Source organism: Exercitatus varius, from assembly GCF_029577735.1.
Taxonomy (GTDB): Bacteria; Pseudomonadota; Gammaproteobacteria; order Enterobacterales; family Pasteurellaceae; genus Exercitatus; species Exercitatus varius.
This window is the reverse complement of record NZ_JARQTO010000001.1, coordinates 207,390-232,657: the sequence shown is the minus strand read 5'-3', so window position 1 is coordinate 232,657 and position 25,268 is coordinate 207,390. Positions and strand designations below refer to the sequence as shown.

Here is a 25,268-nt window from a genome sequence, read left to right as displayed (position 1 = left end):
TTGTCCGCTACAGAAGACGTTTCTGTGCGAGCCATTGGCACCATATTACCCCACAAAAATTATATTTTTTTGACTTTTATCAATTATTTATTAACTGCAAAAAGCCAATATAAAACTTTAAGAACGGGCAAACGTTTGCATATCGTTAAAATTAAAAATTGTTTAAAACACCATCCCAATGGTACAACGGATATAGGGTTTATCCGTTTAAATCTCGCTAAGCTATATCGGACAGGAGAGGAAGCAAGATGAATATGATCCGCGCGTTTAATCGAACCGTCGATTATCTGGAAAAATCGTTATCTCAAGAACCGGACGAAAAAGAAATCACACGATTGTCCGGATATTCTTTCGCCATGTTCAGTCGATTATTTTCCATATTGACGGAGATGACGTTATCGGAATATCTTCGCCGCCGAAAACTGACCGAAGCCGCGATTCGATTGCGCGAAACCGATGACAAAATCATTGATATTGCCTTGGATTACGGCTATGAATCACCCGATTCATTCGGCTTGGCGTTTAAGAAGTTTCATGGTTGTTCTCCTTCTTCTGTTCGGAAGGGCGAACGATTCAATATCGTTTCCCGCGTACAACTATCATTAAGTATTACCGGAGGATCAAAAATGAACATATCCATTCAAAAGAAAGCCGCGTTTACCGTCGCCGGAATCGGCGCAAAATCCGTTTCCTCGGCAGAATGTGCGGGCATTTGGGAAAAATTATACCGTACCGTTGACGAAGCTCACTTAAAAGCCCTCGGCAGCGGGCAATGCTACGGCATGTGTTACGATGTGGAACAGTGCAATTCGATTAACTATTTAGCCTGTTATCACGTTGAAAACGGCAACGAAGCCTCGGCGGAAAAATTAGGCTTACAAGTCGTGGCGATTCCGGAAGCGGAATACGCCGTCGTCGAATTAGTCGGCGCGGTGCCTCAATCCATTCACAAAGGCTGGAAGTATGTGACGGAAGTCTTTTTCCCCGAAAGCGGTTATAAACATTCCGGCAAACCGGATTTTGAAGTGTATTCCGGGACGGATATTCATAATGAACAGTATAAGATGGAATTATGGATCCCCGTTGAAAAAGACTAACCCGGGTTTTCCCTCGTAAATAAAAAGTGCGGTAGGATTTCAGCGAGTTTTTGCTTTTGCAAAATGATCCTGAAATTTTACCGCTTGTTCATTTAGCTGAAATAATACACCCGCTTGACACCAATTTGCTGAACACTTTTTACAATTGTGTGGAAGTGTTCCCAAAAGAAGCTGACGACTGGACAGTGGTGCAATCCTCATGATCGCCAATCCGCCCGATAGATTGGGATTTCAGTGGCATTACAGATCTGAAAGATGTATTGTAAGATGCAGGTTGCTTGAAAACAGACAAACGTACTAACCAATTCACACCTTTTGCGGGCTATTAATTGATAGGTTTCAGGCTGCTTGAAACTTCATAAAACGGAGGCTCACTATGCCCACTCACTCATTTCTCCCACTCATCACCCAAGCCATACACGCTCCGTCTGGGCACAACACCCAACCATGGCGGTTTAGCATACAAGGCGACACCATTTGCATTGCGCCCGACTTGCGTCGCGCTTTGCCCGTGGTGGATAGTGACAATCGCGAACTTTTTATCAGTTTGGGGTGCGCTGCTGAAAATCTCGTATTAGCCGCCAGCGAACAGGGTTATGCCACCCAAGTTCACAGCGATGAAACCACTGGCAATATCCGTATTCAACTCACCCGACAAGACATCCCGAGCAATCCGCTCGCCACCCAAATCACGCGCCGCCAAACCAACCGCAGCCTCTATTCCGCCCAACGCATTCCTGATGACGTTATTGCCCAGTTGCAGCAAACGCCTAGCGAAGCAGGGGTGCAGATTTTTTTATATGCCAACGGCACGCCGTCTTACACTCAAATCGGGCATCACATCTTACAAGCCAATGCCTTGCAAATGAAAAATCCGGCATTTAAGCAAGAACTCAAAACATGGTTGCGCTACAACAAAAAACATCAAGACAGCACGCGCGATGGATTAAGTTATGCCACTTTTGGTGCGCCGAATGTACCGCGTTGGCTTGCCGAAATCGCCATGTCGTTTGCCATGCGCGAAGCACCGCAGCACAAATCCTGCCAACAACAAATCAACCATGCATCCCATTTTGCCCTGTTTACCCTAGAACAAAACGGCATTCCCCATTGGATAAATTTGGGGCGTACTTTGCAACGTTTTTTGCTCGCCGCCACCGCACAAAATATCGCCCATTCCTATCTCAACCAGCCCTGCGAGGAACGCCAAATAGCAGAAAATATGGCACAGGCTCTGTCGCTTAACACATTGCCCGTGATTTTGCTCCGATTGGGCTATGCCGCACCGCGCCCCTATTCACTACGCCGCAAACTTGCCGATGTGATAGATGGTGAAATTTAGCACCCTTTTTAGGTTACCTGAAAGCAAAAGTTACAAGCGGTCGGATTTACCCCAAAATTTGCAAATTTTTAGGAAAATTCAACCGCTTGCAGGCAGTCTGGAAATATTTGGGGCAGTCCTAGTGGATAGGTCGGATACTTGTATCCGATAGGGCTGCAACTTTGGCTGTAATGTCGGATTCAATAAACCGAGTTACTAGACTGGCATTTTATTCGGCTGCTTTTTGCGTCAATCGTAAGTAATCCATCAAATGCTTATTTTCTACGTCTTCTTAATAAACACATAACCGAAAAAGAGGGCAAATAAAAAATCGCCTGCGCCATAAATAGCGAAGAAAATACCTAAAAATAGGTTTTCACTCCAGAGATTTGCCAAAGTATCGCCGTTATTCATCAGCCAATATGCCCATGCCGCCACATACACCCATTTTTCGATAAAAAACACCAAAATCAGTTTGGGTACTTGATGATAACGAGTAGAAACGGACAAATACGCCAGCCCCCATAAAATAATATCCACTTGCCCTAACCAAGAGAATACTACGGGGTCAATAGCGGCAATAGTTTGATCCGTAAAGCATTTTGTCGGAACTAAAATACCCGTTAAATTATAAAGTCCGGCGAGTAAGAAACCGAATGTTATTTTTTTTGAAACAGAATTTTGATTTTGCATTAGATTGTTCTCTTTGAGAAATGCACAACATTGTAGCCCGATTATTATCTTGATAAAATTACTAATAAAGACATTCTCTATCTCAAAAAATGGAATAATATGAATAAACTGGATGCGTTACGTTACTTTTGTGTGGCAAGTGAAACGCTAAATTTTCGTGAAACAGCAGTGCGTTTGTCCGTCTCGCCACAAGTGATTAGCCGAACCATAGCAGAGTTGGAAAATACCTTGGGTGAACCACTATTCAAACGCAATACCCGTAACGTTCAGCTTACCGAGTTTGGTCAGCAATTTTTAGTAGAGGCACGACAATTTTTAAATGAAGAAGCGCGTTTATTCAGCTTCGCCAAAACTAACCAACAAGCTATTCAAGGCTCGGTGCGGATTACTGTGCCTCCACTGCCTCATCACACACAAATTTTAGCGGACTTATTGCAAGCCATTGCGCCCTATCCTAACTTAGCCATTGATTGGCGTGTGGATTTAACCTCATTAAAAGCGGTGGATAATCAAATTGATATGGGTATTCGCATTTGTCAAAAGCCCGAACCGGATTGGATTGCGCATCATCTAGCCACCGTAGAAGAAAAGATTGTTGCCTCGCCAACCTTAATCGAAAAATTGGGAATGCCTGCGGATCTCACCGATTTGGCTAAACGTTATCCACTGGCAGCGATGTTTAATGCATTGCAAGGGCGCATTTGGCAATGGCAAATCAATGCCGAGCATACCATCACACCACTTGCCCCCAAATTTATCAGTAACGACATGACAAGCGAACTGCAAGCCACCCTATCAGGGCAAGTTTGTGCACAATTATTAGATATATTTTGCCAGCCTTATTTGGACAGCGGAGAACTCGTGGAGCTTTTCCCCGATATACCAAAACAACCGTGGCAAATCTACCTTTACCGCCCATATCAAACGGTTACCCCTTTACGAATTGTGAAAGTGTTTGAACTGTTAAGAGAGATTTTGAGTAAGCGGTTGGATTTTGGTGCTAATTTACAAAAGTAGCCTAACACGACCTATTCACCCATATTATTCCATTTTTAAAGACAATCAATTCCTAAATTATGAATTTTATTTGGATAATACTCTGATTAAAATGCTCTGGCATTCGCATTTTACGTATGCTTATTTTAGGAGAATTTTATGACAGAATTAAACAAACAACCCGTTCCAGACCGTGCAGAACACAATGCGTTTTTTCCATCGGATTATTCGTTAAGCCTTTACACCACCAAAGTATCGGACTTTGACGGTTTTAAATTTGAAAAAGCCTATCAAGGCAAAAAACATAAAGTTTTGATGATTGCCTCTGATGAACGTTATTTAGAAATGAAAAATGGCAAACTGTTCTCAACAGGTAACCACCCAATAGAAACCTTGTTGCCAATGTTGCATATTCATCACGCTGGTTTTGAAATTGATGTAGCAACCTTATCGGGTAATTCGGTGAAATTAGAAATGTGGGCTATGCCAACGGAAGATAAAGCGGTAATGGATTTGTATCACACTTACCTACCGAAATTACAAAACCCAAGCAAACTGGCGGATATTTTGGCCGATGTTACAGCTGAAAACTCGCCGTATTTAGCGGTATTTATTCCGGGCGGACACGCAGCTTTACACGCTATTCCATTCAGCCGTGAAGTGAAATCGGTATTAAACTGGGCATTAGCACAAGATAAACATATCATCACACTTTGCCACGGGCCAGCAGCATTATTAGCGGCTGCAGCGGACGAAAATGTGGAAAATTATCCGTTCAAAGATTATGAAATTTGCGTTTTCCCTGATGCATTGGACGAAGGAGCGAATATTGAAATTGGCTATATGCCGGGTAAATTGCAATGGCTCTTAGCGGAAAAACTGATACAGTTAGGTGTAAAAGTAATGAACGAAGGCATTGGCGGTCAAGTTCATCAAGACCGAAAACTCTTAACTGGCGACAGTCCTTTAGCCTCAAATGCGTTAGGTATTTTAGCGGCAAATGAATTATTGAAAGTCGCTGAATAAGGTTTGTGCTTTTATAAGGTATATGTAGGGGCGGGGTTTATCCCCGCCCATAAACAATTATTAATATTCGGGCGGGGATAANNCCCGCCCCTACGAAAACATAAATGTTTATGCTACATAATACCGCTTTATAAGCCCTGCAAGTAATCCTTCAATTCTTGAACTTCCCCATACAACAACTGACTCGGCACGATATGTAGCCGTTCATCTTTTTCCACAATCAACTGCGGTACGCCTTGCACACCACAATGGTTAGCGAGCTGTTGCCCGAATTGAAGACGCTGTGCTAACACTACTCTTGTCGATTGTTCGGTAAGCAATGGCACAGCTTGGCTAAGATTGAGTTTATGCAACACCTGTTCAATCACCGTGAAATCCGCATTATCCAAACCATCCACATAACGTGCCGTCTGCAAGGCTGCCAATGTGGCAAACTCTTTTTCAGGGGCAATTTGTTGCACCGCCGTTAAAGCCAGTAAGCTGTTTGCCGAATCAAAATCACCCTGCCCTTGCAACACGTTTTCCAAATACGCCTGACTAAACGGCTGCCCCGTTAATTTTTCAATCCGTTGGTCGTTACCCCACGCATAACGGGCAAAATCCGCATCCATTTTACGACCGCTTTGGTAAAACAAACCTGTTGGCGTGAGCGTAAGCGGGTAGATTTCATTGAGTTTTGGCAATGTCGCTGATGCCCCATAACACCAGCCGCAAAGCGGGTCGAACAGGTAGTAGATTGTCACTAGAACATCCCACGTCCGCTTTCTGTTTTTTCAGGTACGGCTTGGATCACGTCCCAATGCTCTACGATTTTGCCGTTTTCATCGAAACGGAAAATATCTACCACCGCCTCGCCACGATCTTCATCGTTTAATTTGCTGTGGACGTGCAACATCACTAAATCGCCGTCCGCCATCACACGTTTAATTTCTGCGCGTGATTTTGGGTTCGCTTTTAAAAACGGCACAAACGCATCCACGAAAGCCTTGCCACCGTCCGCCACCGTTGGGTTGTGCTGTAAATACTCTTTGCCGATATATTTATCGGTTGCCTCTTGCACTTTGTGCTGATTGAATGCCATTTCATAAAACGCCAATGCGTTCGCTTTGTTTTGCTCCGGCGTAGTTTGTGCCATTGCAACGGTTGAAGAGAAAAGTGCGGTTAAAAGTAAAAGAGATTTTTTCATTTTGTTTTCCTTTTGTTGGGTTATACATTCAGCTTGATGGCTGTTGATGGTGTGCATTTTAATGAAATAAAAAGAGAGAAAAATAGCGATTTTAGAATATAATTGTTTCTAATTAAGAAACAAAAGGATAAATATGGACAAACTCACCGCAATCAAGGTTTTTCTGACCGTTGCCGAAACAGCCAGTTTTACCGCCACCGCAGAGCAGTTAGAGATTTCCAAACCGATGATCAGCCGTTATGTCACCTTGATGGAAGAATGGCTGAACGCACGGTTGTTTCAGCGTTCCACTCGCAAAGTTGCTTTGACGGAAGCGGGCGAACAAGCGGTGCTTTTCTGCCAAAAAATTGCAAATTTGACCGCAGAAATGGAACAAGAAATGATGGCACAACAGGGCGAATTACGCGGCGTGTTGCGTGTAACCAGCAGCCAAACGTTCGGGGCTTATCATTTGGTGAAAACGGTCAATCGCTTTTTGCAGTTGCACCCGAAATTGAATATCCAGCTTTTTCTGAGTGATCAGCAAATGGATTTAATCAGCGAGCGAATCGATCTTGCCATTCGGATTACCAACACCCCCGACCCGAATTTTATCGCCCGAAAACTTGCCGATTGCCATTCTTTGCTGGTGGCAACGCCCGATTATTTGGCACAATTCGGTACACCGAAACAGCCTGACGATCTCTATCAACATCATTACCTTTCCCACCAAAATATCAACCGTAAAGCGTGGAAATGTACTAAAGGAAAACGGGAAGTGTTGCTCGACCTAAACAGCCGTTTCACCACCAACGACACCCAAGCCTTGCTCAACTCCGTACTGGACGGCAACGGCATTGCGATGTTGCCGAAATATATGCTGGAAACCGAACTGCAACAGGGTAAACTGCAAGCTGTCCTAACTGACTGGCAACTGTCGACATTCAGCATTTACGCGATGTATCCGTCAAGGGACAAACTCCCGCTCGCCGTGAGAAAATTGATTGATTTTTTGGTGGAGAGTTTTGAAGGGAAAGCGTGGTAAGCGGTAGGATTTGAAAAGAAATTTGCAAACTGAAAAAACTTCTCAAAATCCTACCGCACTTTTCATGCTATCACTCCGCTTTCGCCCTTTCTTCCGCCGTGACTGATGTCAATTTGGCTAGTTTAGGGGCTAACCAGTTGCGGAAATCATCCATCAGCAAATAAACCACGGGCACAAACACCAAACTCAACAGCGTGGAGGCAGTTAAGCCGAAAATCACGGCAACGGCCATTGGGGCGCGGAATGCTGCAGCTGCGCCGCTGGCGAACACGGCGGGAACCATACCTGCGACCATTGCAATGGTGGTCATTAAAATCGGGCGGACACGTTCCGAGCCCGATTGAATTAAGGCTTGATGGCGAGCCATTCCTTGTTGGCGTTTTTCAATCACGAAGTCCACCAGCAAAATAGAGTTTTTGGTTACGATGCCCATTAACATCAAAATGCCGATGACAGAGGACATATCCAATGCCGCACCGTAGGCGAGCAAGCCGACTGCCGCACCGCCGATGGACAGCGGAAGTGCGGTCAAAATGGTAAGCGGTTGCAAGAAGTCCTTGAACAACAGCACCAACACCAACAATACCATCACCACGCCAGCCGCCATTGCAAAGCCGAATTGGCCGAACATTTCGTCCATCATTTCCGCATCGCCCGATGACGGCACACGCACACCGTCAGGCAAGTTTTGCATTATCGGCAGTTCGTTGATTTGCGATAATGCGGTGCCGATGGTTTGCCCTAAGGCTAAATCCGCTTCCACCGCAATACGGCGTTCACGGTCGAAACGCTCTAAACTTGCCGAACCTGCCCCAAATTGAATATCGGCAACGGTACTCAATGGCACCGTGCCACCATTACTGCTAGCCACTCGCAGTTGGCGAATGACTTCGGGCTGATTGCGTTCGTGTTCCGCCAGCGTAACCCGAATAGGAATTTGGCGGTCGGGCAAATTAAAGCGTGCGGCATTGCCGTCTGTGCTGCCCAGCGTGGCAATTTGTAGCAAATTTCCTACCGCTTGTGGGCTAACGCCTGCTTTTGCTGCTTCGTCCGCACGCAATTTGACTTGCACTTCGGGCTTCATCAGCGGTGCGTTAATCTGCACATTTTCAACGCTGGATAAACCTTGCATTTGCTGTTTCAGCTCGTTTGCCGTCTGCTGAAGTTTGATAGGGTCATTGCCGGTCAGCAAAATCGACACATTTCGTGCCGCCATTTCGTTGCGAAAAGTAATCCGCACGTCTGCAAATTGTTTCAAGGTTTCTCGCAATTTGTCTTCAAATTCCTTTTGCGAAATCGACCGCACTTGGTGGGGTTTCAGGCGAATAAGCACTTCGCCCTTGTTGATTTCGCCGGAACCTGCGGTGGTAAACACCAACGCCACTTCGTCATATTGGCGAATAGTGCGGTCAATTTTTTGCAAGATTTCATCGGTTTGTGCCAGCGTGCTGCTTGGCGGTAACGTAACGTCTAACTGGCTCATTCCCGTGTCGCCTTTCGGCACAAAGCCTGTGGGCAACTGTGGCAAAATCATTGCCGATGCCACTAAAAACACACCGCCGAGCAATAATGTGGTTTTGCGAAAATGCAAGGCTTTTGCTAACAGCGTCAAGTAGCCTTGTTTTAGCTTGCTTGAAGAAGTTATTGCAGACGTTTTAGCCGCTGTCGGTTGCAACAAATAAGCAGCCAACAAAGGCGTTGCCAAGCGAGCCACCAGCAAGGAACTCAACACTGCCGCCGCAACGGTAATCCCAAACTGCCCGAAATACTGCCCTGTCATACCGTCAATAAAACTCACAGGCAAAAACACCGCCACAATACTTGCCGTAATCGCCACCACCGCCAAACCTATGGCATCAGACGCATCTAAGGCTGCCTGAAACGGTCGTTTGCCTTGATGAATGTGGGTTTCAATATTTTCAATCTCAACAATGGCATCGTCCACCAAAATCCCAATCACCAAAGTAATGGCTAACAGCGAAATGCTATTGAGCGTATAGCCAAGCAGTTTCATTATCCAAAAGGCAGGCAAAATCGAAAGCGGCAAGGCAATCGCCGCCACCAAAGTTGCACGCCAATTTCGCAAAAACAGCCACACCACCAACACCGTCAATGCCGCCCCTTCCAACAGCGTAGAAATCGCCACATCGTAGTTCTCTTTGGTGGTATTCACCGAATTATGCACTTCTGTAATCTGAATATCGGGATAATTGGCTGCCAACCTTTGCAACGCTTGCTGAACACCTTTTTCCACCGCCGTATCGCTTGACCCTTTGGAACGAAATACCTGAAACCCCAACACTTCACGCCCATTCAAACGCGTACGGCTGCGAACATCGGCGTGGCTGTCGCTAATTGTCGCCAACTCCGCCAATTTGACTTTACGATAATCGCTTAACGCAATGGGCAAATTTGCCAAATCCGCCAAACTTGGCTGACTGCCCACCACACGAATGGATTGCTCTTGGTCAAACCATTGCACACGCCCGGCAGGCACATTGGCATTGGTTTGTGCCAACTGCTGGCTCACCTGTTCAGCAGTAATGCCCAATGCATTGAGCTTTGCCGATTGCAACGCCACACGCACTTCACGTTTTTTACCGCCAAGCCGTTTCACTTGCTGCACGCCATTGACCGCCAACAACTCACGGCTCACCGCATCATCAATAAACCAAGACAGCTCCGTTTGGTTCATATTCGGCGACTGCACCGCATAATAGCCCAACGCACCGCCTTCCGTATCCATTCGCTCCACCACGGGGTTATCAATGTTTTGCGGCAAATTGCCACGAATTTGCGTAATGGCATTTCGCACATCATTCACCGCCCGATCCGTATCCGTTTCCAACCGAAATTCCACCGCTGTAACCGATGAACCTTCGGTAATAGTCGAAGTAATATGCCGCACCCCAGCCATTCCCGCCACCGCATCTTCCACACGGCGGGTAACGGTATTTTCCAATTCATCCGCCGACGCCCCCGTTTGCGTCACCGTAATATTCACCATCGGAAACCGCATATCCGGATCCGCATTAATCGGCAAGGCTTGAAAAGCTCGAATACCAAGCGCGGTTAAAAGCAAAAACAACACAATAATCGGGATAGGATGACGAATAGCCCAAGATGAGATTTTGAAGTTCATAAAAGTCCTTAAAATTACTAATTTATGAGAATTTTAGTAAATTTTAAGACTTATTTCAAGTGGGAGGTTTGTGAGGTGGAAAAGAAAGCGGTGGGATTTTCTGAATTTTTTGCAATTGAAAAATCTCCCCAAATCCCACCGCACTTTTACTCACTAATAGGCTGTTTTGTTTTTCGCACTTTTTGTCAAACCGTCCAACCATGCTTGGTGTCCGTTTACCATCGGATTTGGCACGGTTTCCGCCAAGCCTTTTGCCAGTTTACCGATTTGGCTTTCTTCGGTTAGCACTCGTACACGGTTGTTCGGCAAATCTTCCAACAGCCAAGCGTGATACACATCACTGAAATCATCGCCTTCGCCGAAGGTTCCCGACCACGCCAAACGAGCAGGATTGCCGTTTTTTGCCGGTTCAAATTCTTCCACTTTAGACGTAACGTGAAAACCGAAGGTATCAAACACAAAAGCCGCCCCTGCAGAAAGTTGTGTGGTTGAACCGTCGCCTACCACAATATTTTCCGCATTATTGTAATAAGTCGGCCATGCTTTGGTGTCAATCAGATATTGCCACACTTCCGCTACGCTCAAGCCTTTAATAATCACTTCATTAGAAACGTAGTTATCGGTTTCGCCCGGGGTATATTTTTCCGGCCAAATAATTGCTGGTTGTGAATATGTCACTTTGAATTCCTCTTATTGATTTAATTAAACATTCGTTAAATCGCTTAACGTGAGATGATTTTAGGAAAGTTCTGTTATATTGTCTAAATGCAAAAAATGATATTTAATATAAGTAAAAATGATATTTGCAAAAAAGAAAGAAAATTTTACCGCTTGTACGGAGCAAAAATGAAAGACCTACGCACTTTAGATTTAAATTTATTGAAAGCCTTTGACGTGTTAATGGATGAAAAAAACGTGAGCAAAGCGGCAGAACGGCTGGCGATTACCCAACCAGCAATGAGCGGTATTTTGGTTCGCTTGCGAGAAAGTTTTGACGACCCATTATTTGTGCGAGTACAACGTGGCATGGCGCCGACCAATCGGGCGTTGGCATTGGCTCAACCGATTAAACAACTACTTTCAGATGTGGAACAGTTACTCAAACCACATACGTTTGATCCGCAAACGGTGGAAATGACCATTCGTATTGCCTGCACCGATTATGCGATGCGTGCGGTGATTGTGCCGTTTTTACATGTGCTAAAACGGCGTGCGCCAAAGATCAAAGTAGCGGTACTGGCAATTAACGAAAGTACGCTGCAACATCAATTAGAACAACGGTTGCTTGATTTTGCGCTGGTAACGCCCGATTTCCACGCCCCTGATATTCACGCTAAATCCTTATATGACGAGCAATATGTGTGCGCCGTCCACCACGATCACCCGATTGCTAAACAAAATAGTTTATCACTAGAACAATTTTGCCAACTGGAACAAGCGTTGGTGTCCTATCACGGCGGCAGTTTCAGCGGCGTAACCGATGAGGCTCTAGCTAAATTGGGGTTAAGCCGCAACGTGAGTTTATCGGTACAAAATTTTATTGTACTGCCCGACCTATTGGCGCAAAGCGATTTGCTCGCCGTTGTGCCAAAACGATTGGTCAGCAACCTACCGCAACTCAAACTGTTTGAACCGCCTCTTGCTATTCAAGGCTTTACCAAAACACTGATTTGGCACGAACGCACTCATCGTGATCCAGCATATCGTTGGTTACGAGAATTAATGATAGAAGCTTGCAGTATTCATATTCAGGCAGCCTGAAAAAATAAATAGTGAGATTTTGGAAGGAAGTTAACAAAATTTACCCAAAATCTCACCGTTTTTTTTAAAAACGATCTCAAAAAGATGTTTATGGCTATAACCAACATGTTTCATAATGTTACTCTTTCACAACCACCTCAACCCGATCCCCTTCGTTCATCAATGCACCAGCCTTTTGCAACACTTGCTCGCCCACTTTCAAGCCTGATAGGATTTCCGCCGTGCCTTGATTGACTTCGCCTAAGCTAATCGGGCGGCGTTCTATTTGTTTATTGCGATTGACCATCATTACAAAGGCGGTTCCGTCAGCGTTAAAATTGACCGCACTTAAAGGCAAGGTTGTGTTTGCCCGCATTTCAGGCAGCCTGATTAAGGCTAAGGCTGGTGTGCCGAGCGTGATTTGAGCTGGGTTTTGCAGCTGAATACGCACTTTGCCTGTACGACTTGTCTGGTCGATTTGGGAAGAAAGCAAGCGAATTTGACCGCTTGTCGTTTGGTCAAGCACTTGAACTTCCGTCTGCAAGCCCGTTTTGAGCAAAGACAACTCTTCCGCACTGGCTTCAACGGTGGCCTCCAACTCGCCATTTCGTGCAAGATGAAACAAGGCGTTGTTGTCCGTCAAATTACCCACTTCGGCATTGCGTTGCGTGATAATGCCGTCTGCCGGGGCAAGTACCTCGGCTTTTTTACGTTGATGACGGCTGTCGTCAAGCTGTGCCTGAACCTGAGCGATTTCCGCATTTGCCGCCTGAACCGCGGCGCGTGCCGCACGGGCTTTCGCCTGTTGCTGTTCCAACTCCTGACGGCTTATGGCATTGCTTTTCATCAAGGTTTGATAACGTTTTAGCGTGGCTTCCGCTTCGGTTAAAGCGGATTGCTGCGAAGCCAAATTCGCCTTAGCTCGCTGCAAATTTGCATCATTTTGACGCAACTGCGACTGCACATTGCTCGCTTCCAAGGTAGCTAAAATTTGCCCTTTTTTAACCGTATCACCCACTTCTGCATTGACTGTTTGAATTTGTAAACCAAGCAATGCCGTTCCGACAGCAATGTCTTCTTTCGCCGTAATCGAACCCGAAAGACGCAACGTCTGCATTAATGCGGCAGGTTGCACCTGAACCACATTTACTTTCATCAAACTGCTTTCCGTTGATTCGGCGTTTTGGTCTTGGCAAGCGATGAGCAAAAAGCTTAATAGACCGACGAATAAAACTTTTTTCATTTTAAGTCCCATAAATGACTAATTTTTGTCGCATTATAGTTATATTTAAGACCAAATCAAGTAATTTTTAAGACTAATTTACTTGCCTTTTAATTTTCTTTCGCTAAAATAACCGCACTTACATAGTCATTTTTAGGACAAAAAACATGAGCAACTTCGATAAATTAGGTCAGCAAATCAGCGAAATGGACGCCACAATGGACGCATGGATTAATAAGCTCGGTCTGGGTTATAACCATTATGCGGTGTTGTATTCGCTGGCTTCTGCAGAAAACGGGCAATGTACGCAAAAGTTTATTTGTGACGAATGGCATTTGCCGAAACAGACGGTGTTCAACATTTGTAAGGAATACAAAGAAAAAGGCTGGATTGAGTTTAGCGAAAGTGCGGTGGATAAACGGGAAAAAATCATGCGTTTAACCGAAACCGGCAAGGCGCAGGCAGAACCGGTGTGGACGGCAACCAACCAACTCAGCGAAAAAACCTTTGCCCTTTTCGGCAAGAAAAAAACCGAACAACTGTTCTCACTGATGGCGGAATTTTGCGCAACCTGTCGCCAACAAATTGACTTAACAGAAATAGAAAAAGAATGAATATAAACACACAACCGACAATGGCAAAAACCTTAAAGTACATTGCCAAACAACATAAAAAACGCTTACTGGCGACTTTCGGTTTGGTGGCGGCAGAGAATATTTTGTTGCTAACCTATCCGCTGGTAGGCAGTTTTGCGGTGAATGCGGTGTTAAACGGGCAACTGGTTTCCGCACTGGCTTATGCTTTAACGGTCTTGATTATTTGGAGCGTAGGCTCGGCGCGCCGTGCGGTGGACACACGTGCGTTCACTCGCATTTACACGGAACTTGCCGTACCGGTGATTCTCAATCAACGGATTAAAGGCATTGACACCTCGACCACCAGTGCTCGCGTGGCATTGTCCCGTGAATTTGTGAATTTCTTTGAACATCATTTGCCGACACTGATCACCTCGATTTTTTCCATTTTAGGCGCAGTGGCAATGTTGCTGTTAATCGAATTTTGGTCGGGCGTGGTGGCATTAGCGATTGTCGTCTGTTTCGGCTTGATTTTGCCGCGTTATGTTAAAGTGAACGACCTGCTCTACTTCAAACTCAACAACCGCCTTGAAAAAGAAGTGGATTGCGTCAAACGTGCCCAAAATCGCGAACTGATGAAACATTACGGCTTGGTGGAAAAATTGCGTGTCCTGATTTCCAACCGTGAAGCGTTAAGCTTTCTCGCCATCGGCATCGCCATGGCGGTGCTATTCGGCATCACGCTCACGCTACTCACCCTCAAACAAGGCGTGACCGCCGGGCATATTTATGCGGTGATTACTTATCTCTGGACTTTCGCCATCAGCCTAGATGACGCACCAAGATTAGTGGAAGAATTGTCGAAATTGAAAGATATTGGGAAAAGGGTGGAAGTGGCGTGATACAGGCGGTCGCCTTTGCAAAAACTGTTGCAAATTCGACCGCACTTTACGTTATTTCAAACTACTTTTTCGCCACCGTAAAACGCTTAAACAAGTGTGCCTGTTTTTCCGCGTCATCAGCAATGGCAATGGCTAAATCCGCCACGCTGATCCCCGCCGGCGCATCGCCGTCCATCAGCAAATCGTCGCCGCCTAAACGGTATTCGCCCGTGCGATCTTCGCTAAATCCCGCGTCGGCACCTAATAATGCCGGCGGAGAAATAAACGCCCAATTGACATCACGACGATCACGCAAGTCATTAAGCAAATTACGCGCCGCATTGGCACCGGCAAAAATTTCCTTCGGAAAGGCGTCCGTGTCAATCAGTTGTACATTCGGCGCAACATACAAACTGCCCGCACCGCCGACCACCAATAAATAAGGCACTTGCGCCGCTTTTGCCGCTGCGATAATCGAATTGGCGCCGCGGGTGAAATCTTCGGCGATATTCGGGTTTGTCCAACCCGGATTAAACGCGCTGACCACCGCGTCAAACCCTTTTAACTGCTCGGCAAAATTTGCCGCATTCACATCAAAACTGACCGCTTTTACGTTGTCCGCTTTTGCCACTTTGTCGATATTGCGCGCAAACGCCGTTACCTGATGACCACGATTGGCTAATTCCGCCACTACTGCGCCGCCTACATAACCTGTTGCGCCGATTACTGCGATTTTTTTCATGTTGTTTTCCTTTTGTTAAGTTGATTAAGATTGCCGATTGGCTGATGTGTCGCAGTATATATTCAAAACTTACTTTTTAAAAGTACTTACAAAAATGTAAGCTTGAAAATATTTTTTAACTCATTGATTTATAAATGATTAATTTTTGGATTTTTTCAAAACCGTCAAAAAACGGTGGTATTTCCTCCCAATGCTGCAAATGAAAAAACGTGCCGAAATCTTCTCGCACTTTTTCGATATTTTCATGTTCCGATTTCCGCTGATAGAATCTCACCGTTGCATTCTAAGGGACAAATATGACAGGCATCCCATCTTCATTTAGCGGATTATTGGCGGTATTCATTGCCGCAACATTTGACTTGGGCGCCGTATTTCTTTTACCCGTCTTATTGTGGACCGGTACGCCGTTATTGGCATCCTGGAATAATTTTGCCGTCGGTTTGTATATGGCAACCGTTCCAATGTTTTTAGGTTACCTTTGCTTTCGCTACGGTTTGGCTCGCATTAACGCCAGCACCGCCATTACGATTACGCTGTTTGAACCCGTTGTGGCGGCATTACTTGCCGTATTGGTGGTCAATGAACGCTTAACTTCACAAGGTTGGTCTGGTATTGCTCTAATCTTGCTTTGCTTAGTTTTTATCACATCACCAGCATCACATTGATTAAACGGCAAAAAGTGCGGTAGATTTTGAGCGAGTTTTCACTTGCAAAAAAACTTTTAAAAATTTGACCGCACTTTTTAACCCAACAACGCCCGATAAATCTCCCAATCCACGTCTTTAAATACATTAAATACCACCTTCATTTGCGGGTTGTCGGCTAAAAAGGCTTTGACGGTTCGTACGGCAATTTCGGCGGCGGGTTGGTTGGGAAAGACCGATGCAAACAGGCTTTTTAACTTCAACTCTGTCAAGATGTTTATTCTGCCAATGCTCGATCAGAGTGAAATAACTCAAGATAACTTATCTATAATCAGTTGCCAATGATGTTGTGATAATGGCTTTTGTATGCTACTGGTTACACTCCACCAATAATCCGAATTAGCCAAAACCCGTTTTGCTTGCTCCAATGCCGTATGATCATGACAATCACGCACATTTTGCAACTCAGGTTGTCGCTTTAACAATATTTCTACTGCATACGAATTACCAACTTTGGCTGCGGTATGAAGTAGCGTTTGCCCATCTGTTGTTTTGACTGTTAAATCAGGATTGACTGCTAACATTAAATCCAAGCATGCTTGTGAATGGGTTTTGATAATGGCATGTAACGGCGTCATACCTTGATAATCCAACGTATCAGGGCGTGAACCTTGTTGCAACATTAATTCAATCAACTCATAATCCGCCCACTCAGATGGAAAAATAAGCGGATTTTGCTGTTTAAAATCCCGATTATTTAAACTTTCAGGTGCATATTTAACCAACAATAAAGCCGCGCGCCGCATCGCGAAAATCATTTTGCCGATTTCTTGCTGATTGGCTATATCATGATGTTTTTGTAATTGGCTAATCAGTTTAAGCAACATCATTAACGGATTACCACCTTCTACACTTGGTAATGATTTGGCTAAAATCTTTTTATGTTGCAAAATCCAATCAACTGCTTTTTGTTCAATAAACGGTTCATCAGAAATCAGTTTGAAAAAAGTCTGGATAATCGTTGCATTATCTTTATCCATTTTAATACGTTGATTTTCAAAACCATAATAGGGTTGATAAAGTGTTTCCCAATGATTATCTTGCAACAATAATTCTTCCACCGTATCTTCTAATGAATCAGGTAAATCCACTTTTATAAAACAGTTAAATACACCGCCAGCAAGCATATCACGATAATAAGTTTCGTGATTATTAGGCACTAATTTACGGTCAAACGTTTCCAATGCCAATAAATCCAACCCGACACGCCCGCGCCAATCACCATAACAACCTGTTTTAGAAGCATCTAATGCCTGACGATAAAATTGTTTGGCAGCGGCAAAATCATTGCGTGATAACGCATCTCGTGCTTGATAATTCAATAATTGTGCTTGTGAAAATTGCGCGCACGGATGCCTTAATGCTTGTTCCAATAATTGTTTCACACTTGCAGCGGCATGTTTGTCATTACGTCGTTGATCAGTATATAAATAGCGGTGTAGTCGTGCTTTTATCACAAATGATACATCATCGGGGGCTTGGCTCAATTTTTCGGCTCGTTCAATTAACAAACGGCTGATTTTCTTGTTATGTAAAAATAAACCGCTATCTAACAATCCTTTAATTACAGTTAAACTATCGCAATCGGCAATTACTTTTTCCGGTTGCGGGGAAATACCGAATGCTTTGGCTGTTATAGGATTAAGAGCCAAACAAGCCGTCAAATATGCTTTTCCATCACGTTTATATTGTTGGTAAACCGATATTCTTTGTTGCTGTATTAACTGATTGGTTTGCGGATCAATATGAAAAAAATCAAGTAATGGTTCATCCCCATTTAACGTCATTAAATAACGGGTTAACGATTGGACATTATCCGTCTTATTAGAAAAATTCTCCGGTAAATTAGGAAATTGAGATTTTACCCTTGCCATGATTTCATCATTACTATTACTTGTTAAAACACTGGCAAAAACAGCCTTACCATAATCGCCTAATTGCTCCTCAAACCATTGTTCCGCACAATGTTCATCTGCAAATTTTTGGCATGAAAATACCGTTAAATCAAAAATATATTTTCCAATATAAACCAATTGCCACGCTTTATTTTCATGTAAATCCGATGAAGTAATATCTGAATTAGGCGAAAAATATGCATGTGCTTTTTGAAAGGCTGCCTGAATCAATCTAGCTAGCAAAAATCGTTGCCGAATTTGACGCATGGTTGGCGGATTATCACTTTGAAACCTCAATTGCCATTCATCAGGAAAATATTCTCGAATAGTTGTGGCATCAGGTAATTTACCCGCCTTCCAGTGGTGTAAAGTGCGCAATACACTCTCTTTTTCTTTAAAATGTTGATAGGGGAATTGCTCACAGCGGTCGCTTGCCAATGCGTCAATGCTGTCGCCATAATGTGCTAGCAACCAATTCATTGCCGATGTCACAGGCAACATTAAGCATTGTTTTTGCGTATCGTATTTAGGCAACAATTCAACCCAGTCCATTGATAATTCTTCATCATTCATCAACAAAGCACACCACCTGCCTAATTGTGGCAAATGAAAGCGCGCCAATACTTCCCAATTTACCTGTTGCTCATTGGCACGGTAGCTGTGAATTTTTTGGTTAAACCCATCTAATTGATGTGCAAATTGCAGAAAATAAAACTGAAAAATTGCAGCTTGTTCAGTTTCCCACTCAAATTGCTCGGCAAAACCGTCCAATAATTTTTTAAAAAAATCTTGGTATTTAACCAGCTGCATATCATGAGAAATAAAACGTTGCTTAATAACACTTGCTTGCGATAAACCGCCTGCCCATTGATAAAAATGCAGTAATACGGTTTCAGGATTGGGCAAAAAACTCATGATGATTTCCTTTTAAATTAAATAAGTTGCTAACTGTTGGCATACGTTTTGTTTGTGTATTTCATCAAAATTCCGTAATTCGGAACACAAGATATTTTGAATAAAATTATGTAACGATTGTTCGTTTTTGGGAACGTATCTTTCAGGCAGTTTCTGATAATATTTTTGCACTTTCGGAAAAAATACGTAATCCATTATTTGGTGAATCGGAATACGCTTTTTCTCACAAAGTGAATCTGCTTGAATATGTTTAACATGTGAGACACGCCGAATGCTTCTGACAAAGTGTTGCTTACTATAATAGTCAATCAATACATCAAATCCCTTATCTTTAGAGATGATGACGATTTCAGATTGAGGATAATCTTTCGTAATTCGTCCTATTTCGGTTGCTAAAACAAAATCTAATGCATTTCGACCGCTTTTCGGAATCTGAACAATATGAAATGCATTTCCAAAATACGCTTGCGTTTGCATAAAGCCTATAGGCAAAGTCGTTTGAGCTTTACCGACAAACAACCAAATATGACAGTTACCCGGATTGAGCCGATTAAAATTGTCAGGCTGGATATTTTCATAATCAATAAGATAGTGCTTCATTGTTTTTTCCTGTAAATAGTCGTTTTTCAATATGTATATCGTAGAAAATCCGGTTAACAGGAAAATGAAATGAGATGTACACCCTCCACCAACATCACCTAACACATTATTTCAGATAGTATTTTTATCATAACGAATATAGAAACTCATGCTTTATTTCTACTTACAAAAAATCATCAAAATCCCACCGCACTTTTCCACCAACCTACCCCAACAATCCCCGATAAATCTCCCAATCCACGTCCTTAAATACATTAAACACCACTTTCATTTGCGGGTTGTCGGCTAAAAAGGTTTTGACGGTTTGCACGGCGATTTCGGCGGCGGGTTGGTTGGGGAAACTAAATTCGCCGGTGCTGATACAACAAAAGGCGACACTCTCAATGCCGTGCTGTCGGGCGAGTTCAAGGCAGGAACGATAGCAGCCAGCGAGCAATTCGCAATCTTTTGCCGATAACGCACCGCTGATAATCGGCCCCACAGTGTGCAAAACGTAATCGGACGGCAAGTTAAACGCCGGGGTGATTTTTGCTTGCCCTGTGGGTTCTAAATGTCCTTGTTTTGCCATCAATTCGGCACAGGCAAGGCGAAGTTGCACGCCTGCTTGCGAGTGAATAGCGTTGTCGATACAGGCGTGCAAAGGGTGAAAGCAGCCGAGCAGCTGGCTATTTGCTGCATTCACAATTGCCCCCACTTTGAGCCTTGCAATGTCGCCTTGCCATAGGTAAATCTGCGGTTGAATAGGCGTTAAATCCGCCAGCGACACCACGCCTTTTTCCGCCACTTCTTGCTGTAAAAACTGATCTTGCACTGCCAAAAATTCCGCCGTTTCTACTTGCGGCGGACGAATGTTCATCAAGGCCCGCAACAGTTGACGTTTTTCCGTTGTTGATGTGGGAATATCAATCGTCGGATCAAGATAGTGAATAAGGTAATCCAATTTATTGTTCATTTTTACTCCTGCAACCAATGGCTTAAAATCTCGTTCGGATCTTGGGTCAAGGCGATTGTCTGTTTCGCCGTTTCCGTAAAACCTTCGGGGTGATCTCGATTTAAGCGGATCAGCATTGCCTGCGAATTGCGGTAGGTCATCTGTTCAAAAGGATAACGAATAATGCTCGGCGTGTTAAAGCCGACCCCGAGCTCCAGATACACGCTGTTGCCCTGCATGGCTTGCCCGGCAAATTCCGCATAACGCTGTTGAGCGGCGTGCCATTGTTCCGGTTCGACAAAATGATGATCGCTTCGTAAATGCATTGCCATTTTTCCGCCGCATACCGGACATTTCGGCACAAGTGCGGTAGGAATTTGACAATTTTTTTGTTGCGAACGCCATTTTTGCACCAGCGTTTCATTGTCGTAAACCTGAGAATGGCACGGCTTGGCGCATTGCAACTCGCCGTAATTGCCTTGCACTTCAAAAATTTTGTCCGGGTCAAAGCCTGCTTTGGCAAACTGGCTGTCCACGTTGGTGGTAATCACAAAATAGTTTTTGTCTTTCACCAAAGTAAGAAGCTGTTGATACAAGGGCAATGCAGACGGCTCAAAACGATTCGCCCAAATATGCTCCGCCCAATACGCCCATTTTTCTTCTTCCGTTTCAAAGGGATAGAACGCCGCGGAATACATATCCTGCATACCGTAACGCTGGATAAACGGCTGAAAACGTTGGGTAAACCGCTCGCCGCTGTACGTTAAACCTGCCGCCGCAGAAAAGCCTGCGCCTGCACCAATCACAATAAAATCCGCCTGTTCAATACGTTGTTTGGCTTGTTGTAACATGTTAAACCTCCCGATAAGCAATCTCGGCAATCTGTTGTTCAAATTCGGCAATGGACATCGGCTGCTCGCTTTTGATTAAACGCACATTATCCAACCGCCGCACCAGTTTCATCGTGCAGCCGTCAAACCGCAACACCACCGAATAAAAATCAAAAAAATCGTACGCCGTTTCTTGCACCTCGCCATAATTTTGCAAGACAGGGGCAAGCTGAAAATAACCGTGAATGGCTTGCTGCCGATTGTCAAACGCCACTTCTTCCAGATAAAAACGTTGTTGATTGTGGGTAATCGTTTTAGCAAAACGAAACGTACCGAAATGCAGTAAGCGTGGTTTCTGCCGAACCGCAAAAATAAAGATAACACTCAAAATGAGTAATAAGATAAACAGCATTTTTCACTTCCTAAAAGTAAGTTTTAGGAAGTAGTATAGAAATTCAGCTTACTTTTGAGAAGTACTTACAAAAAGGTAAGATTTGGAATTATTTTATAATTTATTGATTTTTAAGACATTTAAAGTGCCTTTTTATTCGAAAAGGCAGAGAATAAGCGATCAAATCGGCAAAAAAACTTTTAAAAATTTGACCGCACTTTTATGTATAACGCTTTTTCAAAATCTCCGTTAAACGGTCAAACACAAACAGCACACGAGGTGAGGTAATGGTTTGATACGGGCGGTATAAATACAATTGCCATTTATCAATTGGCAATTCAGGAAATAACTTCACTAACTCGCTGCGGTCAAAATACGGTTTGCAAAACAGCTCGCTGATAAAACCAACCACATTGCCGCGCAATACTGCTTTTAGCTCACATTCAGGGTCAGTGCTATAAAAATTAACTTCTCTCGGTAGCAGTTTTTGCTCGTCATTCATCGCTAAATCCCACGCTCGCCCTGTTTCTACGTTGATCGGCAAGGAAAAGGGGAAATTGCGCTGCAAGTCATCTAAATCTTTCGGCGTTCCCAATCGTTCCAGTAATTTCGGCGAAGCGACAATCCAATCTTGTAAATCGGCAATTTTACGGATAATAAAATTCGGGTTCGGCTCAGGTCCAATACGCAAGCCAATATCAATGCGATGTTCCACCGCATCAAATTTGGTCATATCTTCACGCCAATCAATCACCAACTGCGGATACGGCGCAAGTGCGGTCAGAAGTTCGTCCAGAATTTTGTCATTTTCACGCCAACGGGGAAAGGTAATCCGCACCACGCCTGCCATTTCGTCCGTTTGTTGCTTGCCGAGTTTGAACAGATTATCGGTGTCCGCCAGCAGTTGTTTTGCCTTAATCAAAAACTGCTCGCCAAAATTGGTCAGGCGAATTTGGCGCGTATTTCGCTTAAACAACTGCTCGCCCAATTCCTGTTCCAATTCCGCAATCACACGAGTTACCACTGATGGCGAAACCGCCAGCTGCATTGCTGTTTCCCGAAAATTCAAGGTTTCGCTGGCAAGGCAAAAATATTTAATCGCATCGAGTTTGTTCATCTCATTATTCTCTTTTTAGCAATAGACAATTCTATTTTTATTGATTGTAGTGCAATCAATCTCCCATTACAATACACCCATCAAAACCCAACAGGAGAACAAAATGAAAAAGGTTTTAGTGATTTCAGGACACCCGAATTTATCGCAATCTATCGCCAACAAAACCATTATCGACAGCCTAGCAAGCGGTCTAAATTCGGTGGAAATTCGCCGATTAGATACGCTCTACCCAACCGAACAAATTGATGTTACCGCCGAACAGCAAGCTTTGCTCAATGCCGATGTGATTGTGTGGCAATTTCCGTTTTACTGGTATTCAATGCCTGCTCTGATGAAAAAATGGTTAGACGAAGTGTTTTTACACGGTTTTGCTCACGGTTCAACGGCGAAATTAGGCGGTAAAAAATTAGTGATTTCCATCACAACCGGCGCACCCGAAGTGGCTTATCAAGAAGATGCTGTGATGAAACACACAATGGCGCAATTGGTTGCCCCTTTTGAAAGTATTGCGGCGTTATGCCAATTAGATTTACAGAATATCAGCTATTTGAACGGTGTGAGTTATGTGGGGCGTAACGAAGAAAAAATTGCAGAGCAAAAACAAACAGCGCATGAATATGCCGAGCAACTTATTCAAACCATCAATGAATTAATTGGAGAAAAATAATGTATTTAATTGATATTTCATTAAAAAATGAAAGCTTATCCGAAGAAGAACAAGCTAAACAACTTGACGCACATCGTGCGTGGTTTGCCAAATATTTCCAACAAGGCAACTTTTTATTACTCGGTCCTTATTTAGATAAAGAACGTGCCGGTGTGATTATTGCCCAAACCGAGAACCGTGCACAACTAGAACAAATTCTAGCCGAAGATGTGTATTACCCCGATTTAGCCGATTACCAGATCCGTGAGTTCAAAGCAGCAATGGTGGCGGAAAATATCCAACAATTTCAAGGAGCATAAAAATGAACAACATTGAAAACAAAGTCGTGATTATTACCGGTGCAAGCAGCGGTATTGGTGAAGCCACCGCTTATAAACTGGCGCAAGCAGGGGCGAAATTAGTGCTGGGCGCACGCCGTGAAGATAAATTACAAGCCATCGTAAACAACATTAAAGCCAACGGTGGCGAAGCGGTGTATCGTGTTACCGATGTCGTCAAAGCGGAAGACAATCAAGCCTTAGTCGCACTAGCCAAATCCACTTTCGGCAAAGTAGATGCGATTTTCTTAAATGCCGGATTGATGCCGAGTTCGCCGCTTTCAGCCTTGGAAACCGACAACTGGAATGCCATGATTGATGTCAATATCAAAGGCGTATTAAACGGTATTGCCGCCGTGTTACCGACTTTTGAAGCACAAAAATCAGGACATATTTTAGCGACTTCTTCCGTTGCAGGCTTAAAAGTATACCCCGGCGGCACGGTGTATTGCGGCACCAAATGGGCGGTTAAAGCGATTATGGAAGGCTTACGAATGGAAAGCGCACAAGCCGGCACAAACATTCGCACCGCAACGATTTATCCTGCGGCGGTACAGTCCGAGTTGGTGGCGGGAATTACTAATCCTGAAATGGCTGAAGCAATGCGTGGTTTATATGACACTTACGAAATCCCCGCCGAACGTGTAGCAAACGTGGTGGCATTTGCGTTAAACCAACCCGAAGATACCAATATCTCTGAATTCACACTGGGCCCGACTACTCAACCTTGGTAAATTCCTATATTGTAGGGGCAAAATATCTTTTGTCCCTACGAATGATTTTGTGCAAAAACGATATAATATCGAAAACTTTTAAAAAACTTACCGCACTTTTACAGAATTTATAGGTAAAACACAATGAAAAAATGGGCTTTTTTATTAGGACTAACAATGAGTTTATCAACCCAAGCCGAACCCATTATCCGCATTTTTGAAATGCAAATCCGCCCCGAAAGCGTGGAACAATTCACCGAATTAGGCAAACACAATATTCGCCAATCGGTCAATACCGAGCAAGGTGTGTTGGGAATGTATGTAATGACCGACAAAACCGACCCGAACAAATTTTATGTCGTGGAAGCCTATGCCGATGAAACCGCCTATCAAGCCCACCGTGCCTCACCCCATTTTCAAGCGTGGCTTAATGGTGCAAAAGAGATGATTGTGTCACGCAAAATGATTGAAACCCATCCTGTGGTGTTTGGTTCAAAAGCGGTGGTTGTGCCGTAAGTATGTAACGTCTTAAGGTAACGAACA

General features: G+C 44.0%; 28 protein-coding genes. 14 read left to right on the top strand and 14 right to left on the bottom strand.

The window, feature by feature from the left end:
* The 3 genes from P7M01_RS01085 to P7M01_RS01075 all read left to right on the top strand — a co-directional run bounded on the left by P7M01_RS01085 (nt 1) and on the right by P7M01_RS01075 (nt 2,439).
* A complete protein-coding gene (locus P7M01_RS01085; protein ID WP_317481046.1) occupies nt 1–252 on the top strand; it encodes a hypothetical protein in 252 nt (83 codons plus the stop codon).
* Nucleotides 249–1,097 (top strand): AraC family transcriptional regulator, encoded by an 849-nt coding sequence (locus tag P7M01_RS01080; RefSeq protein ID WP_317481047.1) that lies wholly within the window; start codon nt 249–251, stop codon nt 1,095–1,097. The genes P7M01_RS01085 and P7M01_RS01080 overlap by 4 nt, the downstream gene beginning before the upstream one ends.
* A gap of 376 nt (nt 1,098–1,473) precedes the next feature.
* Nucleotides 1,474–2,439 carry an Acg family FMN-binding oxidoreductase gene (locus tag P7M01_RS01075; protein WP_317481048.1) on the top strand — a complete coding sequence of 322 codons (966 nt, stop codon included), beginning with the start codon at nt 1,474–1,476 and terminating at the stop codon, nt 2,437–2,439.
* Between the two features lie 261 nt (nt 2,440–2,700).
* Here P7M01_RS01075 and P7M01_RS01070 read toward each other — a convergent pair whose 3' ends face one another.
* Nucleotides 2,701–3,111 (bottom strand): hypothetical protein, encoded by a 411-nt coding sequence (locus P7M01_RS01070; protein ID WP_317481049.1) that lies wholly within the window; start codon nt 3,109–3,111, stop codon nt 2,701–2,703.
* 99 nt (nt 3,112–3,210) lie between these two features.
* On the opposite strand from P7M01_RS01070, the gene P7M01_RS01065 reads away from it, so the two are divergent.
* Both P7M01_RS01065 and hchA read left to right on the top strand, forming a co-directional pair.
* Nucleotides 3,211–4,128, top strand: a complete 918-nt coding sequence (locus P7M01_RS01065; RefSeq protein ID WP_317481050.1) for a LysR family transcriptional regulator — start codon at nt 3,211–3,213, stop codon at nt 4,126–4,128.
* Between the two features lie 138 nt (nt 4,129–4,266).
* A complete protein-coding gene (gene hchA, locus P7M01_RS01060; RefSeq protein WP_317486317.1) occupies nt 4,267–5,133 on the top strand; it encodes a glyoxalase III HchA in 867 nt (288 codons plus the stop codon).
* 128 nt (nt 5,134–5,261) lie between these two features.
* Here hchA and P7M01_RS01055 read toward each other — a convergent pair whose 3' ends face one another.
* The gene (locus tag P7M01_RS01055; RefSeq protein ID WP_317481052.1) at nt 5,262–5,876 is read right to left on the bottom strand and encodes a DsbA family protein; all 615 of its coding nucleotides are present in this window, start codon (nt 5,874–5,876) and stop codon (nt 5,262–5,264) included.
* Complete coding sequence (locus P7M01_RS01050; protein ID WP_317475393.1) at nt 5,876–6,319, bottom strand: nuclear transport factor 2 family protein; 444 nt, start codon at nt 6,317–6,319, stop codon at nt 5,876–5,878. The genes P7M01_RS01055 and P7M01_RS01050 overlap by 1 nt, the downstream gene beginning before the upstream one ends.
* A gap of 133 nt (nt 6,320–6,452) precedes the next feature.
* Here P7M01_RS01050 and P7M01_RS01045 point away from each other — a divergent pair, with 133 nt between their 5' ends.
* On the top strand, nt 6,453–7,343 hold the full coding sequence (locus P7M01_RS01045) for a LysR family transcriptional regulator (RefSeq protein WP_317475394.1): 891 nt from the start codon (nt 6,453–6,455) through the stop codon (nt 7,341–7,343).
* Between the two features lie 70 nt (nt 7,344–7,413).
* Here the strand turns inward: P7M01_RS01045 and P7M01_RS01040 are convergent, their stop codons facing one another.
* Both P7M01_RS01040 and P7M01_RS01035 read right to left on the bottom strand, forming a co-directional pair.
* Nucleotides 7,414–10,485: an efflux RND transporter permease subunit gene (locus P7M01_RS01040; protein WP_317482782.1), complete on the bottom strand. Its 3,072-nt coding sequence runs from the start codon at nt 10,483–10,485 to the stop codon at nt 7,414–7,416.
* Nucleotides 10,486–10,638: 153 nt separating this feature from the next.
* Nucleotides 10,639–11,163: an SRPBCC domain-containing protein gene (locus P7M01_RS01035; protein ID WP_317481054.1), complete on the bottom strand. Its 525-nt coding sequence runs from the start codon at nt 11,161–11,163 to the stop codon at nt 10,639–10,641.
* 168 nt (nt 11,164–11,331) lie between these two features.
* Here P7M01_RS01035 and P7M01_RS01030 point away from each other — a divergent pair, with 168 nt between their 5' ends.
* On the top strand, nt 11,332–12,246 hold the full coding sequence (locus P7M01_RS01030) for a LysR family transcriptional regulator (protein WP_317482781.1): 915 nt from the start codon (nt 11,332–11,334) through the stop codon (nt 12,244–12,246).
* A gap of 118 nt (nt 12,247–12,364) precedes the next feature.
* Here P7M01_RS01030 and P7M01_RS01025 read toward each other — a convergent pair whose 3' ends face one another.
* The gene (locus tag P7M01_RS01025; protein ID WP_317482780.1) at nt 12,365–13,468 is read right to left on the bottom strand and encodes an efflux RND transporter periplasmic adaptor subunit; all 1,104 of its coding nucleotides are present in this window, start codon (nt 13,466–13,468) and stop codon (nt 12,365–12,367) included.
* A gap of 146 nt (nt 13,469–13,614) precedes the next feature.
* On the opposite strand from P7M01_RS01025, the gene P7M01_RS01020 reads away from it, so the two are divergent.
* Both P7M01_RS01020 and P7M01_RS01015 read left to right on the top strand, forming a co-directional pair.
* Nucleotides 13,615–14,061: a MarR family winged helix-turn-helix transcriptional regulator gene (locus P7M01_RS01020; protein WP_317482779.1), complete on the top strand. Its 447-nt coding sequence runs from the start codon at nt 13,615–13,617 to the stop codon at nt 14,059–14,061.
* Complete coding sequence (locus P7M01_RS01015) at nt 14,058–14,924, top strand: ABC transporter six-transmembrane domain-containing protein (RefSeq protein WP_317481058.1); 867 nt, start codon at nt 14,058–14,060, stop codon at nt 14,922–14,924. The genes P7M01_RS01020 and P7M01_RS01015 overlap by 4 nt, the downstream gene beginning before the upstream one ends.
* A 61-nt stretch (nt 14,925–14,985) precedes the next feature.
* On the opposite strand, the gene P7M01_RS01010 is transcribed toward P7M01_RS01015, so the two are convergent.
* A complete protein-coding gene (locus P7M01_RS01010; RefSeq protein WP_317480395.1) occupies nt 14,986–15,645 on the bottom strand; it encodes an NAD(P)-dependent oxidoreductase in 660 nt (219 codons plus the stop codon).
* A gap of 296 nt (nt 15,646–15,941) precedes the next feature.
* Here P7M01_RS01010 and P7M01_RS01005 point away from each other — a divergent pair, with 296 nt between their 5' ends.
* On the top strand, nt 15,942–16,310 hold the full coding sequence (locus tag P7M01_RS01005) for a DMT family transporter (protein ID WP_317482778.1): 369 nt from the start codon (nt 15,942–15,944) through the stop codon (nt 16,308–16,310).
* Nucleotides 16,311–16,387: 77 nt separating this feature from the next.
* Here the strand turns inward: P7M01_RS01005 and P7M01_RS01000 are convergent, their stop codons facing one another.
* The 7 genes from P7M01_RS01000 to P7M01_RS00970 form a co-directional block, all read right to left on the bottom strand.
* On the bottom strand, nt 16,388–16,561 hold the full coding sequence (locus P7M01_RS01000; protein WP_317480397.1) for a hypothetical protein: 174 nt from the start codon (nt 16,559–16,561) through the stop codon (nt 16,388–16,390).
* A 39-nt stretch (nt 16,562–16,600) separates the two neighbouring features.
* Nucleotides 16,601–19,159, bottom strand: a complete 2,559-nt coding sequence (locus P7M01_RS00995; RefSeq protein ID WP_317482776.1) for an ankyrin repeat domain-containing protein — start codon at nt 19,157–19,159, stop codon at nt 16,601–16,603.
* Nucleotides 19,160–19,171: 12 nt separating this feature from the next.
* A complete protein-coding gene (locus tag P7M01_RS00990; RefSeq protein ID WP_317482775.1) occupies nt 19,172–19,759 on the bottom strand; it encodes a PIN domain-containing protein in 588 nt (195 codons plus the stop codon).
* Between the two features lie 205 nt (nt 19,760–19,964).
* On the bottom strand, nt 19,965–20,711 hold the full coding sequence (locus P7M01_RS00985) for a protein-ADP-ribose hydrolase (protein WP_317482774.1): 747 nt from the start codon (nt 20,709–20,711) through the stop codon (nt 19,965–19,967).
* A 2-nt stretch (nt 20,712–20,713) separates the two neighbouring features.
* Nucleotides 20,714–21,541 (bottom strand): Sir2 family NAD-dependent protein deacetylase, encoded by an 828-nt coding sequence (locus tag P7M01_RS00980; RefSeq protein ID WP_317482773.1) that lies wholly within the window; start codon nt 21,539–21,541, stop codon nt 20,714–20,716.
* Between the two features lies 1 nt (nt 21,542).
* Nucleotides 21,543–21,932 (bottom strand): hypothetical protein, encoded by a 390-nt coding sequence (locus tag P7M01_RS00975; protein WP_317482772.1) that lies wholly within the window; start codon nt 21,930–21,932, stop codon nt 21,543–21,545.
* A 199-nt stretch (nt 21,933–22,131) separates the two neighbouring features.
* Complete coding sequence (locus P7M01_RS00970) at nt 22,132–23,028, bottom strand: LysR family transcriptional regulator (protein WP_317482771.1); 897 nt, start codon at nt 23,026–23,028, stop codon at nt 22,132–22,134.
* Between the two features lie 103 nt (nt 23,029–23,131).
* Between P7M01_RS00970 and P7M01_RS00965 the strand changes: the two genes are divergently transcribed.
* From P7M01_RS00965 to P7M01_RS00950, 4 genes are all read left to right on the top strand, one after another.
* On the top strand, nt 23,132–23,695 hold the full coding sequence (locus P7M01_RS00965) for an NAD(P)H-dependent oxidoreductase (protein ID WP_317482770.1): 564 nt from the start codon (nt 23,132–23,134) through the stop codon (nt 23,693–23,695).
* Nucleotides 23,695–23,994 carry a YciI family protein gene (locus P7M01_RS00960; RefSeq protein ID WP_276984267.1) on the top strand — a complete coding sequence of 100 codons (300 nt, stop codon included), beginning with the start codon at nt 23,695–23,697 and terminating at the stop codon, nt 23,992–23,994. Before P7M01_RS00965 ends, P7M01_RS00960 begins: the two co-directional genes overlap by 1 nt.
* A gap of 2 nt (nt 23,995–23,996) precedes the next feature.
* The gene (locus tag P7M01_RS00955; RefSeq protein WP_317482769.1) at nt 23,997–24,746 is read left to right on the top strand and encodes an SDR family oxidoreductase; all 750 of its coding nucleotides are present in this window, start codon (nt 23,997–23,999) and stop codon (nt 24,744–24,746) included.
* 156 nt (nt 24,747–24,902) lie between these two features.
* Entirely contained in the window at nt 24,903–25,241 is a 339-nt protein-coding gene (locus P7M01_RS00950) for a putative quinol monooxygenase (RefSeq protein WP_276984249.1), read from the top strand.
* Nucleotides 25,242–25,268 lie beyond the last annotated feature (27 nt).

Excerpts from the sequence above, each read along its gene's own strand:
- P7M01_RS01080 (WP_317481047.1), top strand. The coding sequence starts at position 249 with ATGAATATGATCCGCGCGTTTAATCGAACCGTCGATTATCTGGAAAAA.
- P7M01_RS01075 (WP_317481048.1), top strand. The coding sequence starts at position 1,474 with ATGCCCACTCACTCATTTCTCCCACTCATCACCCAAGCCATACACGCT.
- P7M01_RS01070 (WP_317481049.1), bottom strand. The coding sequence starts at position 3,111 with ATGCAAAATCAAAATTCTGTTTCAAAAAAAATAACATTCGGTTTCTTA.
- P7M01_RS01065 (WP_317481050.1), top strand. The coding sequence starts at position 3,211 with ATGAATAAACTGGATGCGTTACGTTACTTTTGTGTGGCAAGTGAAACG.
- hchA (WP_317486317.1), top strand. The coding sequence starts at position 4,267 with ATGACAGAATTAAACAAACAACCCGTTCCAGACCGTGCAGAACACAAT.
- P7M01_RS01050 (WP_317475393.1), bottom strand. The coding sequence starts at position 6,319 with ATGAAAAAATCTCTTTTACTTTTAACCGCACTTTTCTCTTCAACCGTT.
- P7M01_RS01045 (WP_317475394.1), top strand. The coding sequence starts at position 6,453 with ATGGACAAACTCACCGCAATCAAGGTTTTTCTGACCGTTGCCGAAACA.
- P7M01_RS01040 (WP_317482782.1), bottom strand. The coding sequence starts at position 10,485 with ATGAACTTCAAAATCTCATCTTGGGCTATTCGTCATCCTATCCCGATT.
- P7M01_RS01030 (WP_317482781.1), top strand. The coding sequence starts at position 11,332 with ATGAAAGACCTACGCACTTTAGATTTAAATTTATTGAAAGCCTTTGAC.
- P7M01_RS01025 (WP_317482780.1), bottom strand. The coding sequence starts at position 13,468 with ATGAAAAAAGTTTTATTCGTCGGTCTATTAAGCTTTTTGCTCATCGCT.
- P7M01_RS01020 (WP_317482779.1), top strand. The coding sequence starts at position 13,615 with ATGAGCAACTTCGATAAATTAGGTCAGCAAATCAGCGAAATGGACGCC.
- P7M01_RS01015 (WP_317481058.1), top strand. The coding sequence starts at position 14,058 with ATGAATATAAACACACAACCGACAATGGCAAAAACCTTAAAGTACATT.
- P7M01_RS01010 (WP_317480395.1), bottom strand. The coding sequence starts at position 15,645 with ATGAAAAAAATCGCAGTAATCGGCGCAACAGGTTATGTAGGCGGCGCA.
- P7M01_RS01005 (WP_317482778.1), top strand. The coding sequence starts at position 15,942 with ATGACAGGCATCCCATCTTCATTTAGCGGATTATTGGCGGTATTCATT.
- P7M01_RS00995 (WP_317482776.1), bottom strand. The coding sequence starts at position 19,159 with ATGAGTTTTTTGCCCAATCCTGAAACCGTATTACTGCATTTTTATCAA.
- P7M01_RS00990 (WP_317482775.1), bottom strand. The coding sequence starts at position 19,759 with ATGAAGCACTATCTTATTGATTATGAAAATATCCAGCCTGACAATTTT.
- P7M01_RS00985 (WP_317482774.1), bottom strand. The coding sequence starts at position 20,711 with ATGAACAATAAATTGGATTACCTTATTCACTATCTTGATCCGACGATT.
- P7M01_RS00980 (WP_317482773.1), bottom strand. The coding sequence starts at position 21,541 with ATGTTACAACAAGCCAAACAACGTATTGAACAGGCGGATTTTATTGTG.
- P7M01_RS00975 (WP_317482772.1), bottom strand. The coding sequence starts at position 21,932 with ATGCTGTTTATCTTATTACTCATTTTGAGTGTTATCTTTATTTTTGCG.
- P7M01_RS00970 (WP_317482771.1), bottom strand. The coding sequence starts at position 23,028 with ATGAACAAACTCGATGCGATTAAATATTTTTGCCTTGCCAGCGAAACC.
- P7M01_RS00965 (WP_317482770.1), top strand. The coding sequence starts at position 23,132 with ATGAAAAAGGTTTTAGTGATTTCAGGACACCCGAATTTATCGCAATCT.
- P7M01_RS00960 (WP_276984267.1), top strand. The coding sequence starts at position 23,695 with ATGTATTTAATTGATATTTCATTAAAAAATGAAAGCTTATCCGAAGAA.
- P7M01_RS00955 (WP_317482769.1), top strand. The coding sequence starts at position 23,997 with ATGAACAACATTGAAAACAAAGTCGTGATTATTACCGGTGCAAGCAGC.
- P7M01_RS00950 (WP_276984249.1), top strand. The coding sequence starts at position 24,903 with ATGAGTTTATCAACCCAAGCCGAACCCATTATCCGCATTTTTGAAATG.